This window comes from Blastococcus tunisiensis (genome assembly GCF_900112815.1).
In the GTDB taxonomy this organism is placed as follows: domain Bacteria; phylum Actinomycetota; class Actinomycetes; order Mycobacteriales; family Geodermatophilaceae; genus Blastococcus_B; species Blastococcus_B tunisiensis.
Genome location: NZ_FOND01000009.1, coordinates 1 through 17,927, shown reverse-complemented (window position 1 = coordinate 17,927; position 17,927 = coordinate 1). Strand labels below are relative to the sequence as shown.

The 17,927-nt window shown below is 69.8% G+C and carries 21 protein-coding genes, 1 tRNA gene and 1 riboswitch; of the genes, 11 read left to right on the top strand and 11 right to left on the bottom strand.

The annotated features are described in order from the left end of the window. Positions 1-153: 153 nt before the first annotated feature. Complete coding sequence (locus BM142_RS12450) at positions 154-1,296, bottom strand: GGDEF domain-containing protein (RefSeq protein WP_092198940.1); 1,143 nt, start codon at positions 1,294-1,296, stop codon at positions 154-156. Between the two features lie 164 nt (positions 1,297-1,460). Here BM142_RS12450 and BM142_RS12445 point away from each other — a divergent pair, with 164 nt between their 5' ends. Beyond that, positions 1,461-2,336 (top strand): maleylpyruvate isomerase N-terminal domain-containing protein, encoded by an 876-nt coding sequence (locus BM142_RS12445; protein WP_092198937.1) that lies wholly within the window; start codon positions 1,461-1,463, stop codon positions 2,334-2,336. Here the strand turns inward: BM142_RS12445 and BM142_RS12440 are convergent. Beyond that, on the bottom strand, positions 2,333-3,001 hold the full coding sequence (locus BM142_RS12440) for a TVP38/TMEM64 family protein (protein WP_175527258.1): 669 nt from the start codon (positions 2,999-3,001) through the stop codon (positions 2,333-2,335). The two genes, BM142_RS12445 and BM142_RS12440, sit on opposite strands and share 4 nt — an antisense overlap. A 32-nt stretch (positions 3,002-3,033) precedes the next feature. After that, a complete protein-coding gene (locus tag BM142_RS12435) occupies positions 3,034-4,269 on the bottom strand; it encodes a M23 family metallopeptidase (protein ID WP_254790848.1) in 1,236 nt (411 codons plus the stop codon). A 12-nt stretch (positions 4,270-4,281) separates the two neighbouring features. Beyond that, positions 4,282-4,445: riboswitch (cyclic di-AMP (ydaO/yuaA leader) on the bottom strand. Positions 4,446-4,634: 189 nt separating this feature from the next. On the opposite strand from BM142_RS12435, the gene BM142_RS12430 reads away from it, so the two are divergent. From BM142_RS12430 to BM142_RS12395, 8 genes are all read left to right on the top strand, one after another. Continuing rightward, positions 4,635-4,711: transfer RNA gene (locus BM142_RS12430), tRNA-Ile, on the top strand. 118 nt (positions 4,712-4,829) lie between these two features. Then, complete coding sequence (locus BM142_RS12425) at positions 4,830-5,765, top strand: tyrosine-type recombinase/integrase (RefSeq protein WP_092198933.1); 936 nt, start codon at positions 4,830-4,832, stop codon at positions 5,763-5,765. A 308-nt stretch (positions 5,766-6,073) separates the two neighbouring features. Then, entirely contained in the window at positions 6,074-6,331 is a 258-nt protein-coding gene (locus BM142_RS12420; RefSeq protein WP_092198929.1) for a hypothetical protein, read from the top strand. 176 nt (positions 6,332-6,507) lie between these two features. Next, a complete protein-coding gene (locus BM142_RS12415) occupies positions 6,508-6,945 on the top strand; it encodes a hypothetical protein (RefSeq protein WP_092198926.1) in 438 nt (145 codons plus the stop codon). Continuing rightward, on the top strand, positions 6,942-8,615 hold the full coding sequence (locus tag BM142_RS12410; protein WP_092198923.1) for a DNA primase family protein: 1,674 nt from the start codon (positions 6,942-6,944) through the stop codon (positions 8,613-8,615). The genes BM142_RS12415 and BM142_RS12410 overlap by 4 nt, the downstream gene beginning before the upstream one ends. Before the next feature lie 208 nt (positions 8,616-8,823). Continuing rightward, the gene (locus BM142_RS12405; RefSeq protein WP_092198920.1) at positions 8,824-9,165 is read left to right on the top strand and encodes a hypothetical protein; all 342 of its coding nucleotides are present in this window, start codon (positions 8,824-8,826) and stop codon (positions 9,163-9,165) included. A 170-nt stretch (positions 9,166-9,335) separates the two neighbouring features. Further along, the gene (locus BM142_RS24215) at positions 9,336-9,878 is read left to right on the top strand and encodes a phage terminase small subunit (protein WP_470278818.1); all 543 of its coding nucleotides are present in this window, start codon (positions 9,336-9,338) and stop codon (positions 9,876-9,878) included. Positions 9,879-9,989: 111 nt separating this feature from the next. Further along, entirely contained in the window at positions 9,990-10,337 is a 348-nt protein-coding gene (locus BM142_RS12395) for a hypothetical protein (protein WP_092198914.1), read from the top strand. On the opposite strand, the gene BM142_RS12390 is transcribed toward BM142_RS12395, so the two are convergent. The 5 genes from BM142_RS12390 to BM142_RS12370 all read right to left on the bottom strand — a co-directional run bounded on the left by BM142_RS12390 (position 10,308) and on the right by BM142_RS12370 (position 14,604). Continuing rightward, the gene (locus tag BM142_RS12390) at positions 10,308-10,958 is read right to left on the bottom strand and encodes a hypothetical protein (protein ID WP_092198912.1); all 651 of its coding nucleotides are present in this window, start codon (positions 10,956-10,958) and stop codon (positions 10,308-10,310) included. The genes BM142_RS12395 and BM142_RS12390 overlap by 30 nt on opposite strands. A 957-nt stretch (positions 10,959-11,915) precedes the next feature. Further along, entirely contained in the window at positions 11,916-13,085 is a 1,170-nt protein-coding gene (locus tag BM142_RS12380) for a protein kinase family protein (RefSeq protein ID WP_092198906.1), read from the bottom strand. Between the two features lie 48 nt (positions 13,086-13,133). Further along, positions 13,134-13,289 (bottom strand): hypothetical protein, encoded by a 156-nt coding sequence (locus BM142_RS24560; RefSeq protein ID WP_175527257.1) that lies wholly within the window; start codon positions 13,287-13,289, stop codon positions 13,134-13,136. A gap of 126 nt (positions 13,290-13,415) precedes the next feature. Beyond that, positions 13,416-13,979 (bottom strand): hypothetical protein, encoded by a 564-nt coding sequence (locus tag BM142_RS12375; RefSeq protein WP_139228876.1) that lies wholly within the window; start codon positions 13,977-13,979, stop codon positions 13,416-13,418. Positions 13,980-14,055: 76 nt separating this feature from the next. Then, positions 14,056-14,604, bottom strand: a complete 549-nt coding sequence (locus BM142_RS12370; protein ID WP_139228875.1) for a hypothetical protein — start codon at positions 14,602-14,604, stop codon at positions 14,056-14,058. Positions 14,605-14,705: 101 nt separating this feature from the next. On the opposite strand from BM142_RS12370, the gene BM142_RS24210 reads away from it, so the two are divergent. Together BM142_RS24210 and BM142_RS12360 are read left to right on the top strand one after the other, a co-directional pair. Continuing rightward, on the top strand, positions 14,706-15,107 hold the full coding sequence (locus BM142_RS24210; protein WP_139228874.1) for a hypothetical protein: 402 nt from the start codon (positions 14,706-14,708) through the stop codon (positions 15,105-15,107). A 270-nt stretch (positions 15,108-15,377) separates the two neighbouring features. Next, positions 15,378-15,842, top strand: a complete 465-nt coding sequence (locus tag BM142_RS12360; RefSeq protein ID WP_139228873.1) for a hypothetical protein — start codon at positions 15,378-15,380, stop codon at positions 15,840-15,842. 86 nt (positions 15,843-15,928) lie between these two features. On the opposite strand, the gene BM142_RS25670 is transcribed toward BM142_RS12360, so the two are convergent. The 3 genes from BM142_RS25670 to BM142_RS12345 form a co-directional block, all read right to left on the bottom strand. Continuing rightward, positions 15,929-16,381, bottom strand: coding sequence for an HNH endonuclease (locus BM142_RS25670; RefSeq protein ID WP_417852092.1), 453 nt, complete (start codon positions 16,379-16,381; stop codon positions 15,929-15,931). A 699-nt stretch (positions 16,382-17,080) separates the two neighbouring features. Beyond that, a complete protein-coding gene (locus BM142_RS12350; protein ID WP_092198886.1) occupies positions 17,081-17,362 on the bottom strand; it encodes a hypothetical protein in 282 nt (93 codons plus the stop codon). A 250-nt stretch (positions 17,363-17,612) separates the two neighbouring features. Further along, positions 17,613-17,927 (bottom strand): integrase core domain-containing protein (locus BM142_RS12345; RefSeq protein ID WP_139228871.1); only part of this gene is annotated, 315 nt, incomplete at its 5' end.

The following is a 17,927-nucleotide window of genomic DNA, read 5'->3' as shown; positions in this document are numbered from 1 at the left end:
TGTGGCGCGTTCCGGAGCGGCACGCCCACGCCGTTCGGCACCGACCTGGTGGGTCGCGCGGAGGCGGTGAGCTGTATCGCACTGTTCGTCACGCACGGTAGCCGAGCGGTCCGGCGACGAGCCGATCCGCCGCGCCGGTGACCGGGTCCGACCTCAGGGGGACAGCGCCGTGACGCGGTTCCCGCCGGCGGTCTTCGCGCGGTACATGGCGGCGTCGGCACGGTGCATCAGGTCCTCCACGTCGTCCCCGGGCTCGACCTCGGCGACGCCCACGCTGGCGGTCACCCCCGCCGGGCGGCCGACCTGCGCCACGGCGGCGCGGAGCCGTTCGGCCAGCACCTCGCCGGAGGCGGTGACCGAGGTGTCGGCCAGGACGGCGAACTCGTCGCCCCCGAGCCGGGCCACGGTGTCGGTCTCCCGGACCGCACCCCCCAGGGCGATGCCCACGGCGGTCAGCATGGCATCACCGGCCGCGTGCCCGCCGGCGTCGTTGACGGCCTTGAAACCGTCCAGGTCCACCAGGCAGACGACGCTCTGGTGGCCCCACGCGGCGTCGCGCACGGCCTTGGTGACCCGGTCCACGAAGGCCCGCCGGTTCGGGATCCCGGTCAGCGGATCGGTCGCGGCGAGCATCTCCTGGGTGCGGATGAGCACGAGCTGGCGGTCGTAGGCGGCCCAGGAGTTCGCCGAGGCCAGGGCGCAGACCAGGGTGAAGGCCCCCATGATCGCCAGGAAGAACATGCCTGACGTGGTCAGCCCGCCGGGCAGCTCGACGAAGAGGAGATAGCTGAGGGTCATGACGCTGCCCATGGCCACGACCCCGTAGGGCGAGTACGCGACGGCCATGAAGGTCAGGGTCAGGAACAGCAACGCGTCCAGCGGACTGGAGGCGCCGCCGTCCACGCGCGTGCCGATGACGACGACGACGGTGGTGGCGAGACTCCAGGCGTAGAAGAGCGTGGGCCCCCGCGAGTCGCGCATCATCGCCGGCAACGGGAGCAGCAGGAGGCCGGGGACGCCGAGCAGCACCGCGCCGGCCAGTGCGAGGAGCACCGGATGGTGGCGGCCGGGGCTGTCGGTGAGCAGCACGTAGCCGATCACGACCACCGCGGCGACCTCGCTGAGCAGGACGCCGATCCGCACGTGCCGCACCCAGTAGGCGGCGCGCGTGTCGTCCTCGGCCAGCGGCCGGTAGAGCCCGGCGCGGACCGTGGCGACCCACCGGCGGACACGACCGGGCCGCGGGACGTCGGACGTCCTGCCGGCCCGGCGGTCCCCGGGGAGTCGATCGGTCACGGGAGTGCGATCGTCCCCGTGGGCGGTCTCCTTGACACCGCCCTCACCCGTCGGGATGAGTCCGGTTGCCGGGCGACGTGACGCGTGCCATCCCCGGGGCGCGCGTCCCGATGCCTGCCCGGCGGCGCTGCGGGTAGAGAGGCTCCGTGGGACGGGACCGAGGCATGGCGGACGCCGGACGCGACGAGGTCGCCGGCCGGGTGCTGAGCGCGTGGGACGCGTTCATCGAACGGGCCGAGGCGGTCGACCTCTCCCGCCCGTCCCGGCTGGACGGCTGGCGGGCCCAGGAGATCTGCGTCCACCTCGGCTGCTGGAGCGACCACACCGCGATGGCCGACCTCGTCGCCTCGGCGCGCGCCGGCGGCACGGGCGCTCCCCCGGACGTCGACGCGACCAACGCGCGGGTCACCCGAGCCCACCGCGACGCGTCCAGGAGCGAGGTGCTCGACGCGCTGCGGCGCAATCGCGACGCCACTGCCCGCTACCTGGCCGACGAGCCGGTGGAGCTCGACACCTCCCTCACGGTGTCCGTCGTCGGGCGCATCCCGCTGCTGAGCGTCGTCCTCGGGCAGGCCTACGAGCTCGCCGTCCACGGGCTCGACCTGGTCTCCTGCGGGGCGGCTCCCCCACCGCCCGACGTCCTGCAGTCCGGGCTGGCCGCGCTCACCGACGTCACCGGCGCGCTGGCCGCGTCGATGGGCATCGACGGCGAGGTCACCCTCGCGACACCGGAGGGAGGCTGGACCCTGGTCTCGGCGGGCGGCGGGTGGACCGTCACCCAGGCCGCGCCCGGCCGGATCGACGGGCCGGCGGTGGAGGGGGGCGCCGACCTGCTGCTGGAGGCGGCGTCGGGCCGGATCAACCCGGTGCCCGCGGTCGCCCGGCGCAGGCTCAAGGTGCACGACGTCGGGGGCCTGCTGCAGCTGGCCCCGATCGTCCAGGCGGTGCCGGGCATCCCGGGCGGGCCGATACTCCAGCTCGCCGCTCGGACGGTCGGTGGCGCGGGGGGCCTGCTGGGCAGGCTGTTCCGGAAGGGCTAGACCGGTTCGCGCACCGGCCGGCGGCGTCGCCAGGCGAAGGCCCCGAGGACGACGAGCACCAGGGCGGCAATCACGGCCGGCGCGACGGTGACGGTGACGGCGTGCGCCGCGAGCACGCCCACAGACGCCCCGACGCCCACCTGGACGACGGTGCCGGGGACGAGCCCGATCGCGGTGGCCAGCGCGTACGGTCCCAGCCGAAGGGCCGTCAGGCCCGCCGCATAGCTGAGCAGGACGAAGGGGACGACGGGCAGCAACCGGCCGGCCAGTACTGCCCAGAAGCCGCGCTCGGCCACGAACCCGTCCACGGTGGCCAGCCGGGGCCCGGCCAGCCGGGTCACCGCCGCCCGACCGAGGGACCGGGCCAGGCCGAAGGACACCACGCCGGCGAGCAGCCCTCCGGCCAGCGCGACGGCCGCACCCGGGCCGAAGCCGGCGACCACGCCGGCCAGCACCGACACCGCCGTCCGCGGAACCGGCAGGAGCAGTACGAGCGCGACGCCCAGGGCCAGCGCGACCCAGGTCGCTCCCCCGGCCTCGTCGAGCCACGCCCGCACGGTCGGTACGGAGGGAAGGTCGACGGTCAGGGCGAGGACCACGCCCACGGTCAGGAAGAGCCCGAGGACGGCGGCGCGTGCCCAGGTGCTGCCCGCCGCCGTCCTCACCGGCTCATCGTCGTCCAGGGGACGGCTCGGGGTCAGCAGCCCCCGCCGAGGGAGATGCCGCGGGAGCTCAGCCACGGCACGGGGTTGCCGCGGTTGGCGTAGAGCCCCCCGGTGTGCACCTCGAAGTGCAGGTGCGGCCCCGTCGACTGGCCACGGTTGCCGACCTCGGCGATCTGGTGCCCGGCCTGGACCACCTGCCCGGCGGACACGAACATCTGGTTCACGTGCCCGTAGAGGGTGATCGCCCCGTCGCCGTGCTGCACGGCCACGGCCAGGCCGAAGCCGCTGGCCGGGCCGGCCTGCAGCACGATGCCGTCCTCCGGCGTGTAGACCGGCGTACCGATCGGCGCCGCGATGTCGATGCCGGCGTGCAGGGTGCCCCACCGCGAGCCGTAGCAGGAGGTGACCCGGCCACTGGTGGGCGCGACGGCGCCTCCCGCGGAGCTGAGCATGTTGGCCGAGGCCGCCGCCGTCTGGCGGGCCGAGTGCACGACCTCCGGATCGGGGGTGCCCTGCACCGTGAGCAGCCGGATCTCGGCCTCGCGCAGCTGGGCGTCGAGAGCGGCCTTCTCGGCGGTCACGGCGTCGAAGGTGCCCTGAGCCGCGGCGAGCTGCGCGTCGGCAGCGGCCGCGGCCTCCTCGGCCACCCGCGCGAGCTCGTCCCGCTCGGCCACGGCGGCGCGGGCGGCGCGGTCGGCGCGGGCCTCGCGTGCCTCGACCGTCCGCATCTGCTCCAGCAGTTCGGTGCGCTCGACGCCGAGGTGCTCGAGAGTGGCGGCCTGCTGGAGCACCTCGGTCGGGCTCTCGGCGTCGAGCAGGATCTGCACGTCGCCGAAGCGGTCGTCGGCGCCCATGTAGGCCTCGCGGCCGATGGCCGAGACCTCGTCCTGCGTCTGCTCGACGTCCGCGCGGGCAATGGCGAGCTGGGTGGCGGTGGCGTTGGCCTCCTGCTGGGCGGCGGCGAGGGCGGCCTGCGCGGCGAGGGCCTCGCCACTGGCGGCCTCGGCCTCGATGCTCATCCGCTGCAGGGTCTCCTCCGCCTCGGTGACCCGCGCGGCGATGGCGGCGACCTGGGCGGCCGCCTCGTCGTGGGCGGTCTGCGCCTGCGCGGTGCGGGCGCTCGGCGCGGCGTGGGCGACGGACGTGCCCAGGAGTGCGGCGGTGAGGGCGCCGGCGACGAGGGTGGCTCGTCGGATGCGCTGACGGGGACGGCGCCGGGGGGGCGGCGGTGCGGACGTGGGCGTGACGGCGTGGTGCAGGGTCGCCAAGGCGACGCGTCTCCTGTTCTTCGCGACCGCCTACCGAGTTAGCTGACGGGTTCGGGCCGGAAGTGCCCTACTCGCCCGCGTCCCCGAAAAACGCGCGGGCGTGATTCACCCCAGTACTGGGGTGGTTCCCCGGTCCACGCGGCCAGCTGACCGACGCGGTTCGGCGGGGCCCCTCCGATGCCCTCGGGTGCGAGGGACGGAGCTCGTCGGGACCGCGGATGAAACTACAGCGGGAACGGCCGGATGTCACAGCGGGGTAACGAGATGCACGTCAGGTCACAGCAGACCTGCTGCGGAACCACGCGGGGCCGCTCCGGTCCGTCCCCTCCGGGGGCCGGACGACGTCTGGCAGGCTGTCCTCGTCGGGGGCGGTAGCTCAGCCGGTCAGAGCATGGGACTCATAATCCCTGGGTCGTGGGTTCGAGCCCCACCCGCCCCACCACCTGCGGATATGCCTTGAGGAGTGAAGCACACAGGAATAAGACCCGGGGACTGTACGCTTCTGAGGATGGTGTGGGTCGGCGACCGACCGGCCCGCCAGCCACCCGAAGGAGCCCCGCATGGCCCGCACCACCAAGCAGCCGGTGGTACTCGACGGCATCGAGCTGTCGGCCCTCTTGGACGACTGGCGCACCCACCTGCGCGCGCGCAACATCGCCCCGTCCACGGTCGACAGCTACCTCATCTGCGCCAAGAACCTCCTGGCCCACCTGACCGAGGCCGGGATGCCCACCACCACGACGGGGATCGCCAGGGAGCACGTGGAGGCGTTCCTGGCAGCCATGGGCGAGCGGCTGTCTGCCGCCACCGTGGCCAAGCACTACCGCTCGCTCCAGCAGATGTTCAAGTGGCTGGTGGACGACGGCGAGATCGACCACTCCCCCATGGAGCGGATGCGTCCGCCGAGGGTGCCGGAGCAGCCGGTCGACGTCCTCACCCACGACGAACTGAGACGGCTGCTGGCCACCACCAAGGGCAACACCTATGAGAACCGGCGCGACGCCGCGATCCTCTGGATGTTCATCGAGACCGGCATGCGTGCCTCTGAGGTGTGCGACCTCGCCGCCGAACAGGTCGACCAGGGGCAGCAGCTCCTGCACGACGTCATGGGCAAGGGCCGCCGGAAGCGACACGTGGCCTACGGCCCCAAGACCTCCGATGCGCTGCGACGGTACCTGCGGGTGCGAGCCGCCCACCCCATGGCCAAGGTCAGCACCGCTCTGTGGCTGGGCAAGAAGGGCAAGCTCACCGACTCCGGCATCCGCCAACTCCTGGAGCGCCGGGCGCTCGACGCCGGGGTGAAAAACGTCCACCCCCACAAGTTCCGGCACACCTTCGCGCACAACCAGCTCGCCGAAGGCACCCAGGAGACCGACCTCATGCGGATGGCCGGGTGGCGCTCGCGGCAGATGGTCGGCCGCTACGCCGCCAGCACCGCCGATGAGCGGGCCATCGCCGCGTACCGGCGCAACCGCTGGACCGACAAGCTCGGGTAGGTAAGGAGCACTCCTCCTACCCGTGAGGGAAGCCGAGTCGCGGCTGAGGAAAGCACTGACGTCTGTTTCGCCCGCCTCGGACGACGCTCTGACGCAGTAGTCTGTGCTTGCAGCGGTTCCTCTGGGGGCGAAGAGTCCGACTCCCAACGTGGGCCGTTGCCGTGACTGCGCGGGGTCCCTGAGGGATCGGCCCCGTGGCGGGCGGGCTTAGAGTCTTAGCGTTCGGCCTGAGGGACTACGAAGCCAGATTCGGACGCGCGGCGAGACGTAGCGGCACAGGCAGTTACCCCACAGGGAGCTGCCCCCGCATGCCCATCGACCCCCAAACCGCACGTCTGCGCGCCCAAGTGGCCGCGCACGCCCGTTGGGCCAAGGAGACCGACCGCACCGCCGCCACCGCTGCCGCGCGGGAGGCCGCAGAGCGCCGTTGGGACCGCCAGGTCGACCCTGACGGCAAGCTCGACCCGGCCGAGCGGGCCAAGCGCGCCGAGAGTGCCCTCAAGGCCGAGATGGCCCGCCTCAACCTGCGCCGCCGCATGGCCCGCCGAAAGGCTGAGGGCGCGTGATCATGGCCCAGGCGCGCGACGAGAGCGCGGCGTCCGAGCACGCGCCCTCGTCGGCTTCGATCGACCCCCGGACCAGGGAAGTCACCGCTCACGCTACTGGCGCAGGTGAGGAAGTTTCCTCACGTCCGGCTCGCGCCGGTGATGGCCCGGCCGAGATCCCCGATCTCGAGCGGGCGTTGCTCTCCTGCCTGCTCAGGCTGGACGCCGCCAGCGCACTCAAGGTCGCCGGGCTGGTCCGGCCGGATGACCTGGCCAGCCCGGCCCTCGCCGAGCTGCTGGCCGCCGTCGCCGCCCTTACGCACCTGCGCATCGACCCCGAGCCGACTGCCGTGCTGGCCTTGCTGCGCGACGACGGCCGGGCCAACGGGACGCGGGTGCAGGCAGTGGCGCAGTTGCTGCACGACCTGTACGCCAGCGCCGCCGTGCCCGTGTCGGCCCGGTTCTACGCCGCCGCAGTGCTGAAGGAGGCGACCCGTCGTCGCGCTCGCGAGGCCGGGGAGCGGATCGCCCAGGCCGCAGAGCTGGTGCCGATCGACGCGCTGCCCGAGCTGGTGGAGCGGGAGCTGCTCGCGGTGCAGGCCCTCGCTGAGCGGGCCGCCGGGGTGGGCTCGTGAACGCACCCTCGGCGACGGAGCAGGACTACTGGGACGAGGTCTACGGGAAGGAGACCCCCACCGGAGAGACCGCCCCCTCCGTGGAGGCCGCCCCCGAGGACGATCTCACCGAGCGCCGCCGTGGCGAGTTCACCCACGCCGACCAGGCCGCCGTGCTCGCCCGCGACCTGCTGGCCGGGCGCTACAAGTTCACCAAGGGTCTGGGCTGGCTGCGCTGGGATGGCCGCCGGTGGCGCGGCTGCCCGGTGGAGGTCGTCCGCGACGAGATCGCGGAGCACTACCGCCGGTTCATCGACGCCGAGCACACGCGGGTCCTCGCCGACGCCGGCGGCGGCTGGGCCGGGGTCAGCAAGGCCGACCAGGCCTACCTGGCCAGCCTGAACCGGCTGCTGGCCAAGCCGTGGCTGGACGCCGTCACGTCGCTGGCATCGGGCAAGGTGCTGGTGGAGGCCGACGATTTCGACGCCCACCCGGACCTGCTGAACGCTGCCAACGGCGTGGTGAACCTGGCCACCGGCGACCTGGCTCCGCACGACCCGGCGCTGCTCATGCGGAAGATCACGCCGATCGCCTACCGGCCCGACGCCCTGGCCGACCCCGGTCTGGCGCGGGTGCTGGAGTGCCTGCCCGACACGGAGGTCCTCTCCTGGACCCAGGTCCGTCTGGGCCAGGCGGCCACAGGCTACGTGCCGCCCGACGACCTGCTCGTCTTGTTCCAGGGGGGCGGGGCCAACGGCAAGTCCACCCTCATGGGCGGTGTGATGAAAGCCCTAGGCGAGTACGCCGCCACGGTGGACGACAAGGTGCTGCTGGACGACTCCAGCAGCCACTCCACTGAGCGGATGGAGCTGTTCGGCGCGCGGCTGGGCCTGACCGAGGAGGTCCCCGGCGGCAGGAAGCTCGACATGAACAAGATCAAGAAGATCGTCGGGACGCCGCTGATGCAGGCCCGCCGAATGCGCTGCGACCCGGTGACCTGGCAGCCGACGCATGCCTTGTTCATCACCACGAACAGCCAGCCCATCGTCGGCGACACCGACCACGGTGCATGGCGACGGCTGGCCAAGCTCACCTTCCCGTTGCGCTACCGGCCCGAGGGTGAGCCCCTGGAAGGCATCGACGACCGGCGCGGGGACACCGGGCTGCGCGCCCGTATGGAGACGGGCGACCCGGACCTGCTGGAGGCAGTGCTGGCCTGGCTGGTCGACGGTTCCCGCCGCTGGTACGCCGGCGGCCGGGCGATGCCGCCGATCCCGCGTCGGGTGCGAGAGGACACCCGCGCGTGGCGTGCCGAGACCGACCTGATCTTGAGCTTCATCGACGACCGGCTCGTGCTCGGGGCGGAGAGCTGCGTGCTCTCCACCGACCTCTACGACGAGTTCACCTCGTGGATGGAGGCCCAGGGGATCAACGCGTGGTCGGCGAAGACCTTCAAGCCCCGCTTGCTGGAGCACCCGACCGCGCAGGCCGCGAAGGTCACGGCGGCCAGGTCCAAGACCTACGACGACCTCGATCGGCCCGCGAAGAAGGCCCGCATGGGATGGCCGGTCGGTCAGCAGAACGTCGTCCGCAACGTCCGCTTCCGCCGGGACGACGAGCACGAGGACGACGACCACACCGCTGCCGAGACCCCCAACCAACAGGCCCTGCCCGAGGCGGACGAGATGTGAACCGCAAGGTCAGCGAGGTGTTGCTGCCATTGCCGGCAGCTTCTGTAACTCCTTCGTGAAGGCCTTCCTAGAGAACTAACAGAGCTTGCCTGCAATGCCTGCAACACACCGAGGAGATCAAGATCATGAACGAGAACAACGAGCCGGCTCGTCAGGCCAGGCCTGCGCGGCTGAGGAATGTTCCTCACCTGATCGCGGCGGTGAACCGGTGAGCAACCGTCGCCGTCGCCGTGGTGGTCCCCAGCAGCCGATCCGCAACGTCTGGGAGCCCATCGTCAGGAACCACGACAACGGGATCACCGCCCAGGAGCGGCAGACCTCGATGCTTCAGGCCATCGCCCTGCTGGACGCCGCCTGCGAGGGCGATCAGGAGATGCGCGCCTATCTGACGCCAGGCCCGCACGTCCACGACCTGGCACTGATGCTCGCCCAGATGACCGACCTGGCCCGCACGCTGACTCTCGCCCGCGTCGGCGGGGTGCCCGGTCGACAGCGCCAGATCACCGACGCCTTCCGCGAGGTCGTCCTCAATGGCTCGGGCCTGCGGTGACCCGCTCTGCCCGGTTGCGGCTCGCGACGTCGCAGCCGCCACGCAGGCGGCCGGAGGACCCAGGGGGGCCACCCCTCCCCCGGTCCCGAGCGGACATCGGTACGCACTGCGCATTTTCATCTGCACAGGTCTCAGGAACTCGGTGATCTTGATGCTCGAGGAGCGCTGAGATGCCGGGAATGGGACCTCCGCCGAAGCCGTACGGCTCTGCGGCCCGGCACCGCTGGGCGAAGCCGAAGGCGACGGCGGCGGTGCTGCACGCGCCCGAGCCTGGCGAGGTTCGGGTGCCAGCGCTGCCGCGCCGCGCGCCCGGAACCGGCGGGTGGCACCCGCTGACGACGGCGTGGTGGTGCGACGTTTGGGCCTCGCCGATGGCCCCCGAGTACGACGACAGCGACCGGCACGGCCTGTTCGCGCTCGCCATGATCGTTAACGACTTCTGGTCGACCAGCGACGCGAGGGAGCGCCGCGAGGCAGCCCAGGAGATCCGGCTCCAGGGGCAGCGGTACGGCCTCTCCCCGATGGACCGCCGCCGTCTCCAGTGGGAGATCACACGGGCCGATGAGGCCCAGGCCAAGGGACACCAGCGCGCCGCGCGCCAGGCCGCGATCGAGCTTGAGCGGGGGGATGGGCAGGCGGTCCCTGGTGCCGGCCGGCCGGCCGACCCCCGCGCGGTCCTGCGGTCGCTGCCCACCGGCGAGGGCGCGAGCTGATGCTCACCCCGCCGTCGCTCCGCCCGGCCGGCCGTGTGGCCGTCCTGGCTCACACCCCCAAGACCCCCCGTCGAACGCGGCGAGGGCGACCGAGAAGGAGAACGAAAGATCATGACCGCGATCCGCTTCGGTGACCACACGCAGCACCCGCTCACCGTCGCCTACCGCGAGGCCACGCCTCGCCCGCTCAACGGTGCCGACCGGCCGCTCGGGCTCGACCCCGACCCCGGCCGATGGCCGCACCCCTCGACCCTGACGTTCGACGAGGCGGCGCACCTCGGGAGGGCTCCGGCCTGGGTCCGCGAAGCCCTGGGGGCCGAGCTGGGCGCTTGGTATGGCGCGGAAAGCCGCCGCATGTCTGCCGAGCACGAGCGGCTTGTCCGTGATCCGCGAGGCCGTGGCCGCTACACCATGGCCAGGCGGAGGACGTCAGGAACCTGGTTGGTGGAGGGCGCGTAGGCGTCGCTGGTGGACGGTCGTGGTCCGGCCGTCCTGGATGCACTTCTCACCGGCGGCCACTCCGCACTCCGCGCAGGCGTTGGCCGCGATGGCCTTCTTGCGCTCCGCGTTGATCTCGCTCTTCTGCTCCGCCGTCAGATGAGGCCAGCACGCGGCGGCGCGGGACCCATCGGCGCGATTGACCCGTGTCCCAGAGCACGGGCGGCCGTCCATGATCTTGGGGCACGCCGGGTCCATCGACTCGGTCAGCCGGGTGTCGCTCAGTCGCGCCCGGTAAGACGTCGTGGCCCGGGCAGTGCCGTCGGCAGCCCGGTCGGCTAAGCCCAGCAGGTAGCGGGGCGGCTGCGGTCCGGCCCATGGACGTCCCGTGCCATATGCGCTGTCGACGGGCCGATCCTGGTCGACGATGGCGGCCGCGGACTCCAGCTCCATGTAGGCCATCTGCAGCGACTCATGCATCCAGCTGAGCGCCTCGGCCAGGTCTCCTAGCGCGAGGTACCGATCGACGCGCTGCTGGTATGCCGCTACCGAGTCCTCGGCTGCGGGCAGCCGCTGGATGATGGCGTTCAGCTGGCCGAGTACGTCCGTGAGCTGACCGTAGGCGGTCTCGTCTGCCTGCACCGATGCCTCCCGTTCTGGCGGTCAGGGTGAGGCTAGCCAGACGGCTGGCCGGGCCTGACCACCCGCGCGCTACCGCGACGCCGGGCCCACGACCCATGGGCCCGGCTGCTCAGTCACCCCGGGCACCGCACCGGAGAGCACGAGCACCTCGGCCTCGGTGGCGGCGTGTCCCGGAATGAGCTCGAATGCGGCGAACCGGGTCGAGGCATACGGGTCATCCGGGTGTGGCACGATGCGGAGCCACTGGAAGTCAGGGTCACCCAGGCACATGGCGAAGCGTGGAGTGATTACGCGCATGAAGACGACTTACGAACACGGGCGCTATTGGCACGACGGTCGCCAATGTATGCACTGGCACTGGGAGTGCGAGTGTGGAAGCCATTCTCGTGGCGGAGACATCCAGTCAGGCGCAGAAAGCAACGCTGTACAACACCGACTGCGGAACGCAGTTGGCCACCCCGGGCCCCGGGTCTACCAGGACGGCTGCCCGTGATTCAGCGATAGCCGCACTCAGGCGCGGCACAGCCCATCATTCCAGCGCTGTGCCGAGCGCCACCACGCTCGCGGATTCAGTCCGCGGTCCCGGGTGCGGCCGCATAGCAGGGTGTCCTGGCCCGCGTTGCCGTCGGTCTGGCGGCTGGTGAGGTCCGACGTGCGCGCCAGCCACATGCAAAGATTGCTGATCCTCGTATGCGGCCAGGCCGAGTTGCCGCGAAGGTGCCACTTCGCGCCTTAAACGGCCCACTTAGGGACACCCCGGCGACGCCCCGATCGGCTACCTGGGTCGACTAAGGGGGCCTTGCCCGGCGCTGCTGCGGGCATCTTGAGCATGTGTGGGGTTGCCGGCCTGAGTACAGCCGGGTGGTAAGCAGCCACGTCGCTCGGTTGGCGCATCGCCCGCTGCCCAAGCTGATCTGTCAGGGGCCGGGGCTATCCGGCGCGGAAGTGCCCTCGGCTCTAAGCGGTTGCCTTGGCGGGTGACTCGACCACCTGTTCCACGTCTTCTATCAGCCCCAGCACGGTCTGGTAGCGCTGGCTGAGGTCATTACTGGCGCACTTATGGATGATTTGACCGATGGCGTCGTCGCTGGGGGGAAGCCCCTCCTTGCCGGTGAATATGTAGGCGAGGACCCAAGCGATCGAGTACATCTCGTTGACGACCGCATAATCCTTGAAACTCGCGAGCAGTGGGTCGCGGTAAGTTCCCTTCATGGCGGTTCGAGTGTGGGTGAAGCTTTTGCTCGGGTCCTTCACCAGGCCAAAGTCCGACAGCTTGACCAGCACGGCACTCTCTCCGTAGACCTTCAGCAAGGTGTTCTGAAGGCTGATGTCTCGGTGCAGGTAGTGGTTCACGTGCAGGTAGTTGATGCCATAAAGGAATTGGAGCGCAATGCGCTTCCGAGTGCCGAACTTGAGCGTTGAGTTTTTCTTGCTGATGTAGTCCCGTAGCGTGGTGTCGCAGTACTCCATCCGGAACTCGTTGCGCTCGTCGTTGTATTTGTAGACCTGCACCACGTAGGGAAAGCTCAGCTTCTTCATCACGTCGAACTCCTGCTTGAACCGCGCCAGCTCGCGCTCGTCCAACTCCTTCTTGGCCCTCTTGACAGCGAACTTGATGTCGTAGTCAGGGTCCACGTAGGAGTAGACGTGGGCGTAGGAACCACTGCCCACCATCGTGAGCGGTACCGGCTCCTGCCCCTTCTTCAGCTTCACGCTCGCGGCCAAGAGGGTGAAGACTGGCTGGTAGTCGATGAGCTCAATGAGCTCGAAATCCTCGGGGACCGTGCTGCCCCCCGAGGGGGAAAGCCAGGGCCTGCAGCGATCCAGCGCGTCCTGATAGCCAGTGTCGAATTCGACCTCCACGCCGCACCTCTTCAGCGTATGGAGGTCGTTCTCGATCTCGTCGATAAGCGCGAGTAGGTCGCGGCTGGGATCCGCCCAGTAGTGGTGGGTGGACTTGGCGCGGCCGTTGATGTCACTGAAGTGCTGGTTCAGCCGCTTGTGGAGAACCGCGAACATGTGGCCCCAGTCGGGGTCGTCGTACAGGCGCGAGAACCGTGGAGACGCGGGCATCACCGCGTACTTCTCCCGCAGGTCTGCCACCATCAACGCCACCGGATCGGCCATCGTCTCAGCCCCTTCGAGTCGAACGCGATCCTCTCATCGGGGTCCGACTCAAGGCGGTGATGAGCCCGGGAAGAACCCAATAGCCACCGCGCAGTTGTTGTGCCGCGCGATCTCCGCCGCCATCAGGAAGCAGCGCTCCCGCATATCGAGCGGGAGGTCGAGCGTGGTGGTGAGGACCGGCACCGCCCGGCACGCGGCGGTCATCGGGCGTCCCTCAGGAGCGTCGCGAGGCGGGCACGCTGCTCGGCCGTGATGGGGGCGCGGTAGCGAGCGCCAGCCCCGTCCCTGTCCCTGAAGCCGCCTTCAGGGCGAACGTTGCCAGTCGCGGTACTAGACGGCGTCCACGTCGGCGACGCTTGTGATCGGGACCTCGGCGAGCAAGGCCTTCTTCCAGTTCAGTTGCCTCGCCGTCCGGCGCATGTGGTCGTTGACGCACACGACGTCGCACTTGTCGATCTCCCGGAGGATGGACCGCCAGCTGTAGCTGTAGATCATCTGGCTCACGTTCACCTCCTTGGACTCGCGGTCCCGGTGGTCGAACTGGAGGACGACGATGTCGGTCTCACCGCAGTCGACGCACGGGTGGTCCTCGAGGTACTGCCAGAGGTTCGCGCGGTTCTGCTCCACGTACGCCGTGTGCAATCCGGTGCGATAGGAGCGCCAGGCGTCCTCGCCTATCGCTTCCTTCTTCCGCGCGTCCCGGGCGTACTGCTTCTGGTTCTCCGCGGCCCGCTCGGCCGGCGTTATCTGGGCGCTGCGTTGCCTCCGGCGTTCACCCTTGACTGCGTTCTCGCAGGGCCTGCACCAGGCCTTGTAGCGCTGTCTCTTCTCGTCCCAGTAGAACTCGGTTACGGGCTTCCGTTCGAGGCAGTGCAGGCACTGCTTCTCCTCCACGGCCGAGTTGCTACCGGCCGTGTCTGACAGAACGGTGCGGATCACCGACGTCTGGCCGCCGGTCCGCCGATCAAGGTCATCCTGCACCGGCCGTTGCCTCCCGCACGGGGGCCTTCCTCCAGCCCATTTGCGTCGCCGTGCGGCGGGCGTGGCAGTTTCCGCACACGACGTCGCACTTCTCGATCTCGCGCAGGATGACCGGCCAGCGCCGTCCCGAGGCGATCATCCGGCTGACGATCATCTCCTTGGACTCGCGGTCCCGGTGGTCGAACTGGAGGACGACGATGTCGGTCTCGCCGCAGTCCATGCACGGGTGCTCGCGCAGGTACTGCCACAGGTTCTGGCGGCTTTCCGCGACGTAGGCGTCGAAGAGGGCCAGGCGGTAGGCGCGCCAGGCCTCATCTCCCATCTCCTCGCGCCGCCGGGCGTCCGCGGCATACTGCTTCTCGTTCGCGGCAGCCCGTTCTTCCGGCGTCATCTGCGCCCAGCGTTGCCGCCGCAGCTGGTTCTGCCGCTCCCTGTAGCAGGGCTTGCAGCGGGCCAGATGTCGCTGGTGCGTGTTGTCCCAGTAGAACTGGTCGACGGGTTTCACCACCCTGCAGTTCGCACACCGCTTCGTCTCCACGACCGCATCGATACCGGTCAGGTACGACGGAATCAGCCTTCGGGGCGGTCGCTCCGTGTCCTGGTCACGGCGAGTACCGCTCCTATAGCAGGCTGCCTGCCGTGGCGCTCAACACCTGGTGGACCGCAGACCCGGCCCAGCGGTACTGGATGGAGATCACGCTCCGGGACGATCTCGGTGTCAACCTCAAGGCCCCGAAGCTGAACGCCGGCGTGTGGTCGTACGACCTCGTCGGCGAGGTGAAGCCCGGTGACCGGGTATTGCCCTGGTCGGGCAAGGCGCGAGCCCTCGTGGGCTGGTCAGACGTCATGGAGTCGGCGACGACGGTGCCCGAGTACACCTGGCAGCCGCGAGGCACCAGCGGGCGCGCTCTGCCCGACCCCCGCACCACCGAAGGCTGGGTTGCGCCGCTCGAAGGGTTTTCCCACTTCCCGCGTAGTGGCGCTCATTCTCCGGCGAGCCGGCCGAACAGCACCGCGTCGCCGTGGGGCCGGGTCCGGTAAGGGATGCAGGCGCGCACCACTCCTCGTCGCGGAAGCCCGCCCGCCGCGCGACCGCCTCCTGAACGTCGGGGGGAAGGCTCACGTCAGTGGTAGGCGATGCGGCAAAGTCCTGGAGCCGCTTCCAACGCTGCGAGGGAAAGCCTCTTCTTAGGACCTCTTCGACTCTTTTCGTGTCTTGTTAACATATGTCCCACATGACGACTAGTGTTCAGGTCACTTGGTGAACGGCAGGCGATCACCAAAGATGAGTATCAGGAGAGCTCAATCCTTATGAAGATCAGCTTCGACACTGAGCACGACTCGTTCGACAGTGTCATTCACGCTGTCCAGGCCGCCTACGGCGTCTCGTACTCGTCCAACGGCGACGCACCTGCCGCCGGCGGTGGCGAGGACGACGACTACCTGCCCGGCAAGTGGACCCGCCCTCGCCTGCGCAAGCTCGTCGAGTGGCTCGCGGACTCCGACGCAGCGGTGGCGATGCGCTACATCGCGGAGCACGCCCCGGCTGTGGACCTCGACGACGTCTTCGAGCACATGGGTGCACACACGGGCATCCAGGACTTCGACGGCAAGGCGATGGGTGGTCGCATGTCGGCTATCGGGTTCGCTCGCAACGCCATCGGCGGGGGTGTCACCGGGCCATACGACACCGACTACAACTCGCGGAAGTACCGCATGGACAAGAAGGTCGCTGAGGCGCTTCTCGAGGAGATGGACGCCTACGCCAACGCGTGAGGATGAAGCATGGGATAGGGGACAGCAGCTAGTCCGTCACCTCTGGCACGTGGTCTCGATCGGCTTGGCCCCCGGCCACTAGGTCGTCAGTGCCTCGCTCGCTGCCTCGCCTTGTACCTCCGCTGAGCCTCCCGATGGCACTCCCGGCACCGACCCGCTGCAGTCAGGCCGACCTCAGCGATCCGGTGTCCGTTCGCGCACTGGCCGTCCTTCCGGGCACGCCCGTCGACCTCCGACCGCACGGAAGACTCTCGCTGGCGATCGTTGGCGCAGATGCCACAGTGTCGGGCCCCGCGCTTGTCGACGTAGGCGTCGGCCAGGTCATGCCCCCGCTTGCAGGTATTCCCGCGCGGCCGCCGGCGGTGCGCCGCGTTGTTCTCCTTGGCCGGGACCGCGGCCAGGTGGTCTGGGTGACAGCAGGCGCGGTGCGGACACGGCTTCGCGGTGCACTCCGGGCCGTGGCACTTGTGGTCGATGACGTACCCGGTCGGAATGGGCCCGCGAATGGTCTCGTAGACCAGGCGGTGCACGTCGATCATTCTGTTGGTTCCTGCGTCCCGCACTGTGACGTACCCGTCGGCTCGGCTGGCCGGCCGGCCACGCCAGTACCAGCAGCCGTCCCCGCCTTGCTCGGCCAAGCCCCAATTCACAAGCTGCTCGCGGGTCATCCCGCGCGGTCGATACTCGCGATCGGGCTGCCTCGGGATGGCGTTGGCTGCGCGCCGCTGTCGAGCGGCCTCGGCCGCGCACGTGCGGCAGTACCGCCGGCCGGACTCCGTGACGTCGAATGGGTGCCCGCGCCGGCAGGTCTCCCCCTGGATGCCCGCCCGGTTCCGTGATGTGTTGGTTGCTAGGGACTCGGCTCGCAGGTGGAACGGGTTGAGACAACTACGATGCGGACAGCCTTCCCCGCCACCGCAGGTCTGTGCGTCGTGACAAATATGGTCAACGGTCTCGTCCACCTCACCGTTGACGAGCTCGGCCACCAGTCGGTGCACTTTCAGCTGACGCCGGAAACCTGTCGTGAGGCGCACCCACAGGACTGGGTAGCCCCTCGAGTAGCTCCCTCCCCTCCAACGCCAACATGCTGACGGCCCACAGGTGTTGTCGATCAGAGAATCCAGACGGGCAGTCAAGGCGGCTACGTCGGCGATAAGAGGCACTAGTGGGTCAGACACTGGTCACGTCGTCCTCCGCTCACGAGCCGGCTGCACCGGTGTTGGTCCACGCGGCTGTCTCTACAGCCAGCCACCGACAGCCGCAGTGATTCCGCCCGGATGAGGCGGGTCACCCGGATGTAGACCGCCGAGGTCGAGCGGCTGGCCGCGCAGCTCCACGACCCAGCCGACCTCTGGCAACAGGTCGAGCTGGTCGAGCTGCTGGACGACGACGGCGAGGTCGACCGGCAGCGGGTCGCTGAGGCCGTGGCCGCCTTGGCCGACTCCAAGGCGTACCTGCTGAAGCCTCCGCCGTCGCCCGGTGGCGGCTTCAGGCAGGGCCGCCGGACGGCCGTCGACCACGGGAGCGACACCACCAGGGAGCCGTCCTGCGCGGCCGCGACTGAGGGCGCGCATGACTCCGTCAGAGTCAGGACTCGTCGAAGAAGTCCTCGTCGACTCGTTTGAGCACGAACGTCTCCGAGTCCTGTGCGCCGATGTTGTGCTTGACCAGCAGCTCGGCCAGCGTCGCGCCATCGATGAGGATTACGCGGGCGTTGACCTTCTCGGCGTAGTCCAGGGCATCCTGGCTGAAGCGTGTCTCGCCCCGAGTTCAGTGGAGACTCGGAACTGACGCGGCGACGGTAGTCGCCACGGGGTTGTGCCGGTAGAAGTGGTCCTCGTGCTCGGCCGGTGGGATCAGGCCGATCTCGCCGTGTAGGCGTCGGTGGTTGAACCAGTCGACGTACTCGGCGACGGCGATCTCGAGGTCGTCGATGCCCTTCCAGGGGCCGCGGTTGCGCACGAGTTCGGCCTTGAAGAGGGAGTTGAAGGCCTCGGCGAGGGCGTTGTCGTAGGAGTCGCCGGTGGAGCCGACCGACGCGACCGCGCCGGCCTCGGCGAGGCGCTGGGTGTAGCGCACGGCGAC

Bases quoted from the DNA above. Each gene is read 5' to 3' on its own strand.
- BM142_RS12380 (WP_092198906.1), bottom strand. From the start codon at position 13,085: ATGGCCGATCCGGTGGCGTTGATGGTGGCAGACCTGCGGGAGAAGTAC.
- BM142_RS12425 (WP_092198933.1), top strand. From the start codon at position 4,830: ATGGCCCGCACCACCAAGCAGCCGGTGGTACTCGACGGCATCGAGCTG.
- BM142_RS25670 (WP_417852092.1), bottom strand. From the start codon at position 16,381: ATGATCGACGTGCACCGCCTGGTCTACGAGACCATTCGCGGGCCCATT.
- BM142_RS12360 (WP_139228873.1), top strand. From the start codon at position 15,378: ATGAAGATCAGCTTCGACACTGAGCACGACTCGTTCGACAGTGTCATT.
- BM142_RS12420 (WP_092198929.1), top strand. From the start codon at position 6,074: ATGCCCATCGACCCCCAAACCGCACGTCTGCGCGCCCAAGTGGCCGCG.
- BM142_RS24560 (WP_175527257.1), bottom strand. From the start codon at position 13,289: ATGACCGCCGCGTGCCGGGCGGTGCCGGTCCTCACCACCACGCTCGAC.
- BM142_RS12445 (WP_092198937.1), top strand. From the start codon at position 1,461: ATGGCGGACGCCGGACGCGACGAGGTCGCCGGCCGGGTGCTGAGCGCG.
- BM142_RS12395 (WP_092198914.1), top strand. From the start codon at position 9,990: ATGACCGCGATCCGCTTCGGTGACCACACGCAGCACCCGCTCACCGTC.
- BM142_RS24215 (WP_470278818.1), top strand. From the start codon at position 9,336: ATGCCGGGAATGGGACCTCCGCCGAAGCCGTACGGCTCTGCGGCCCGG.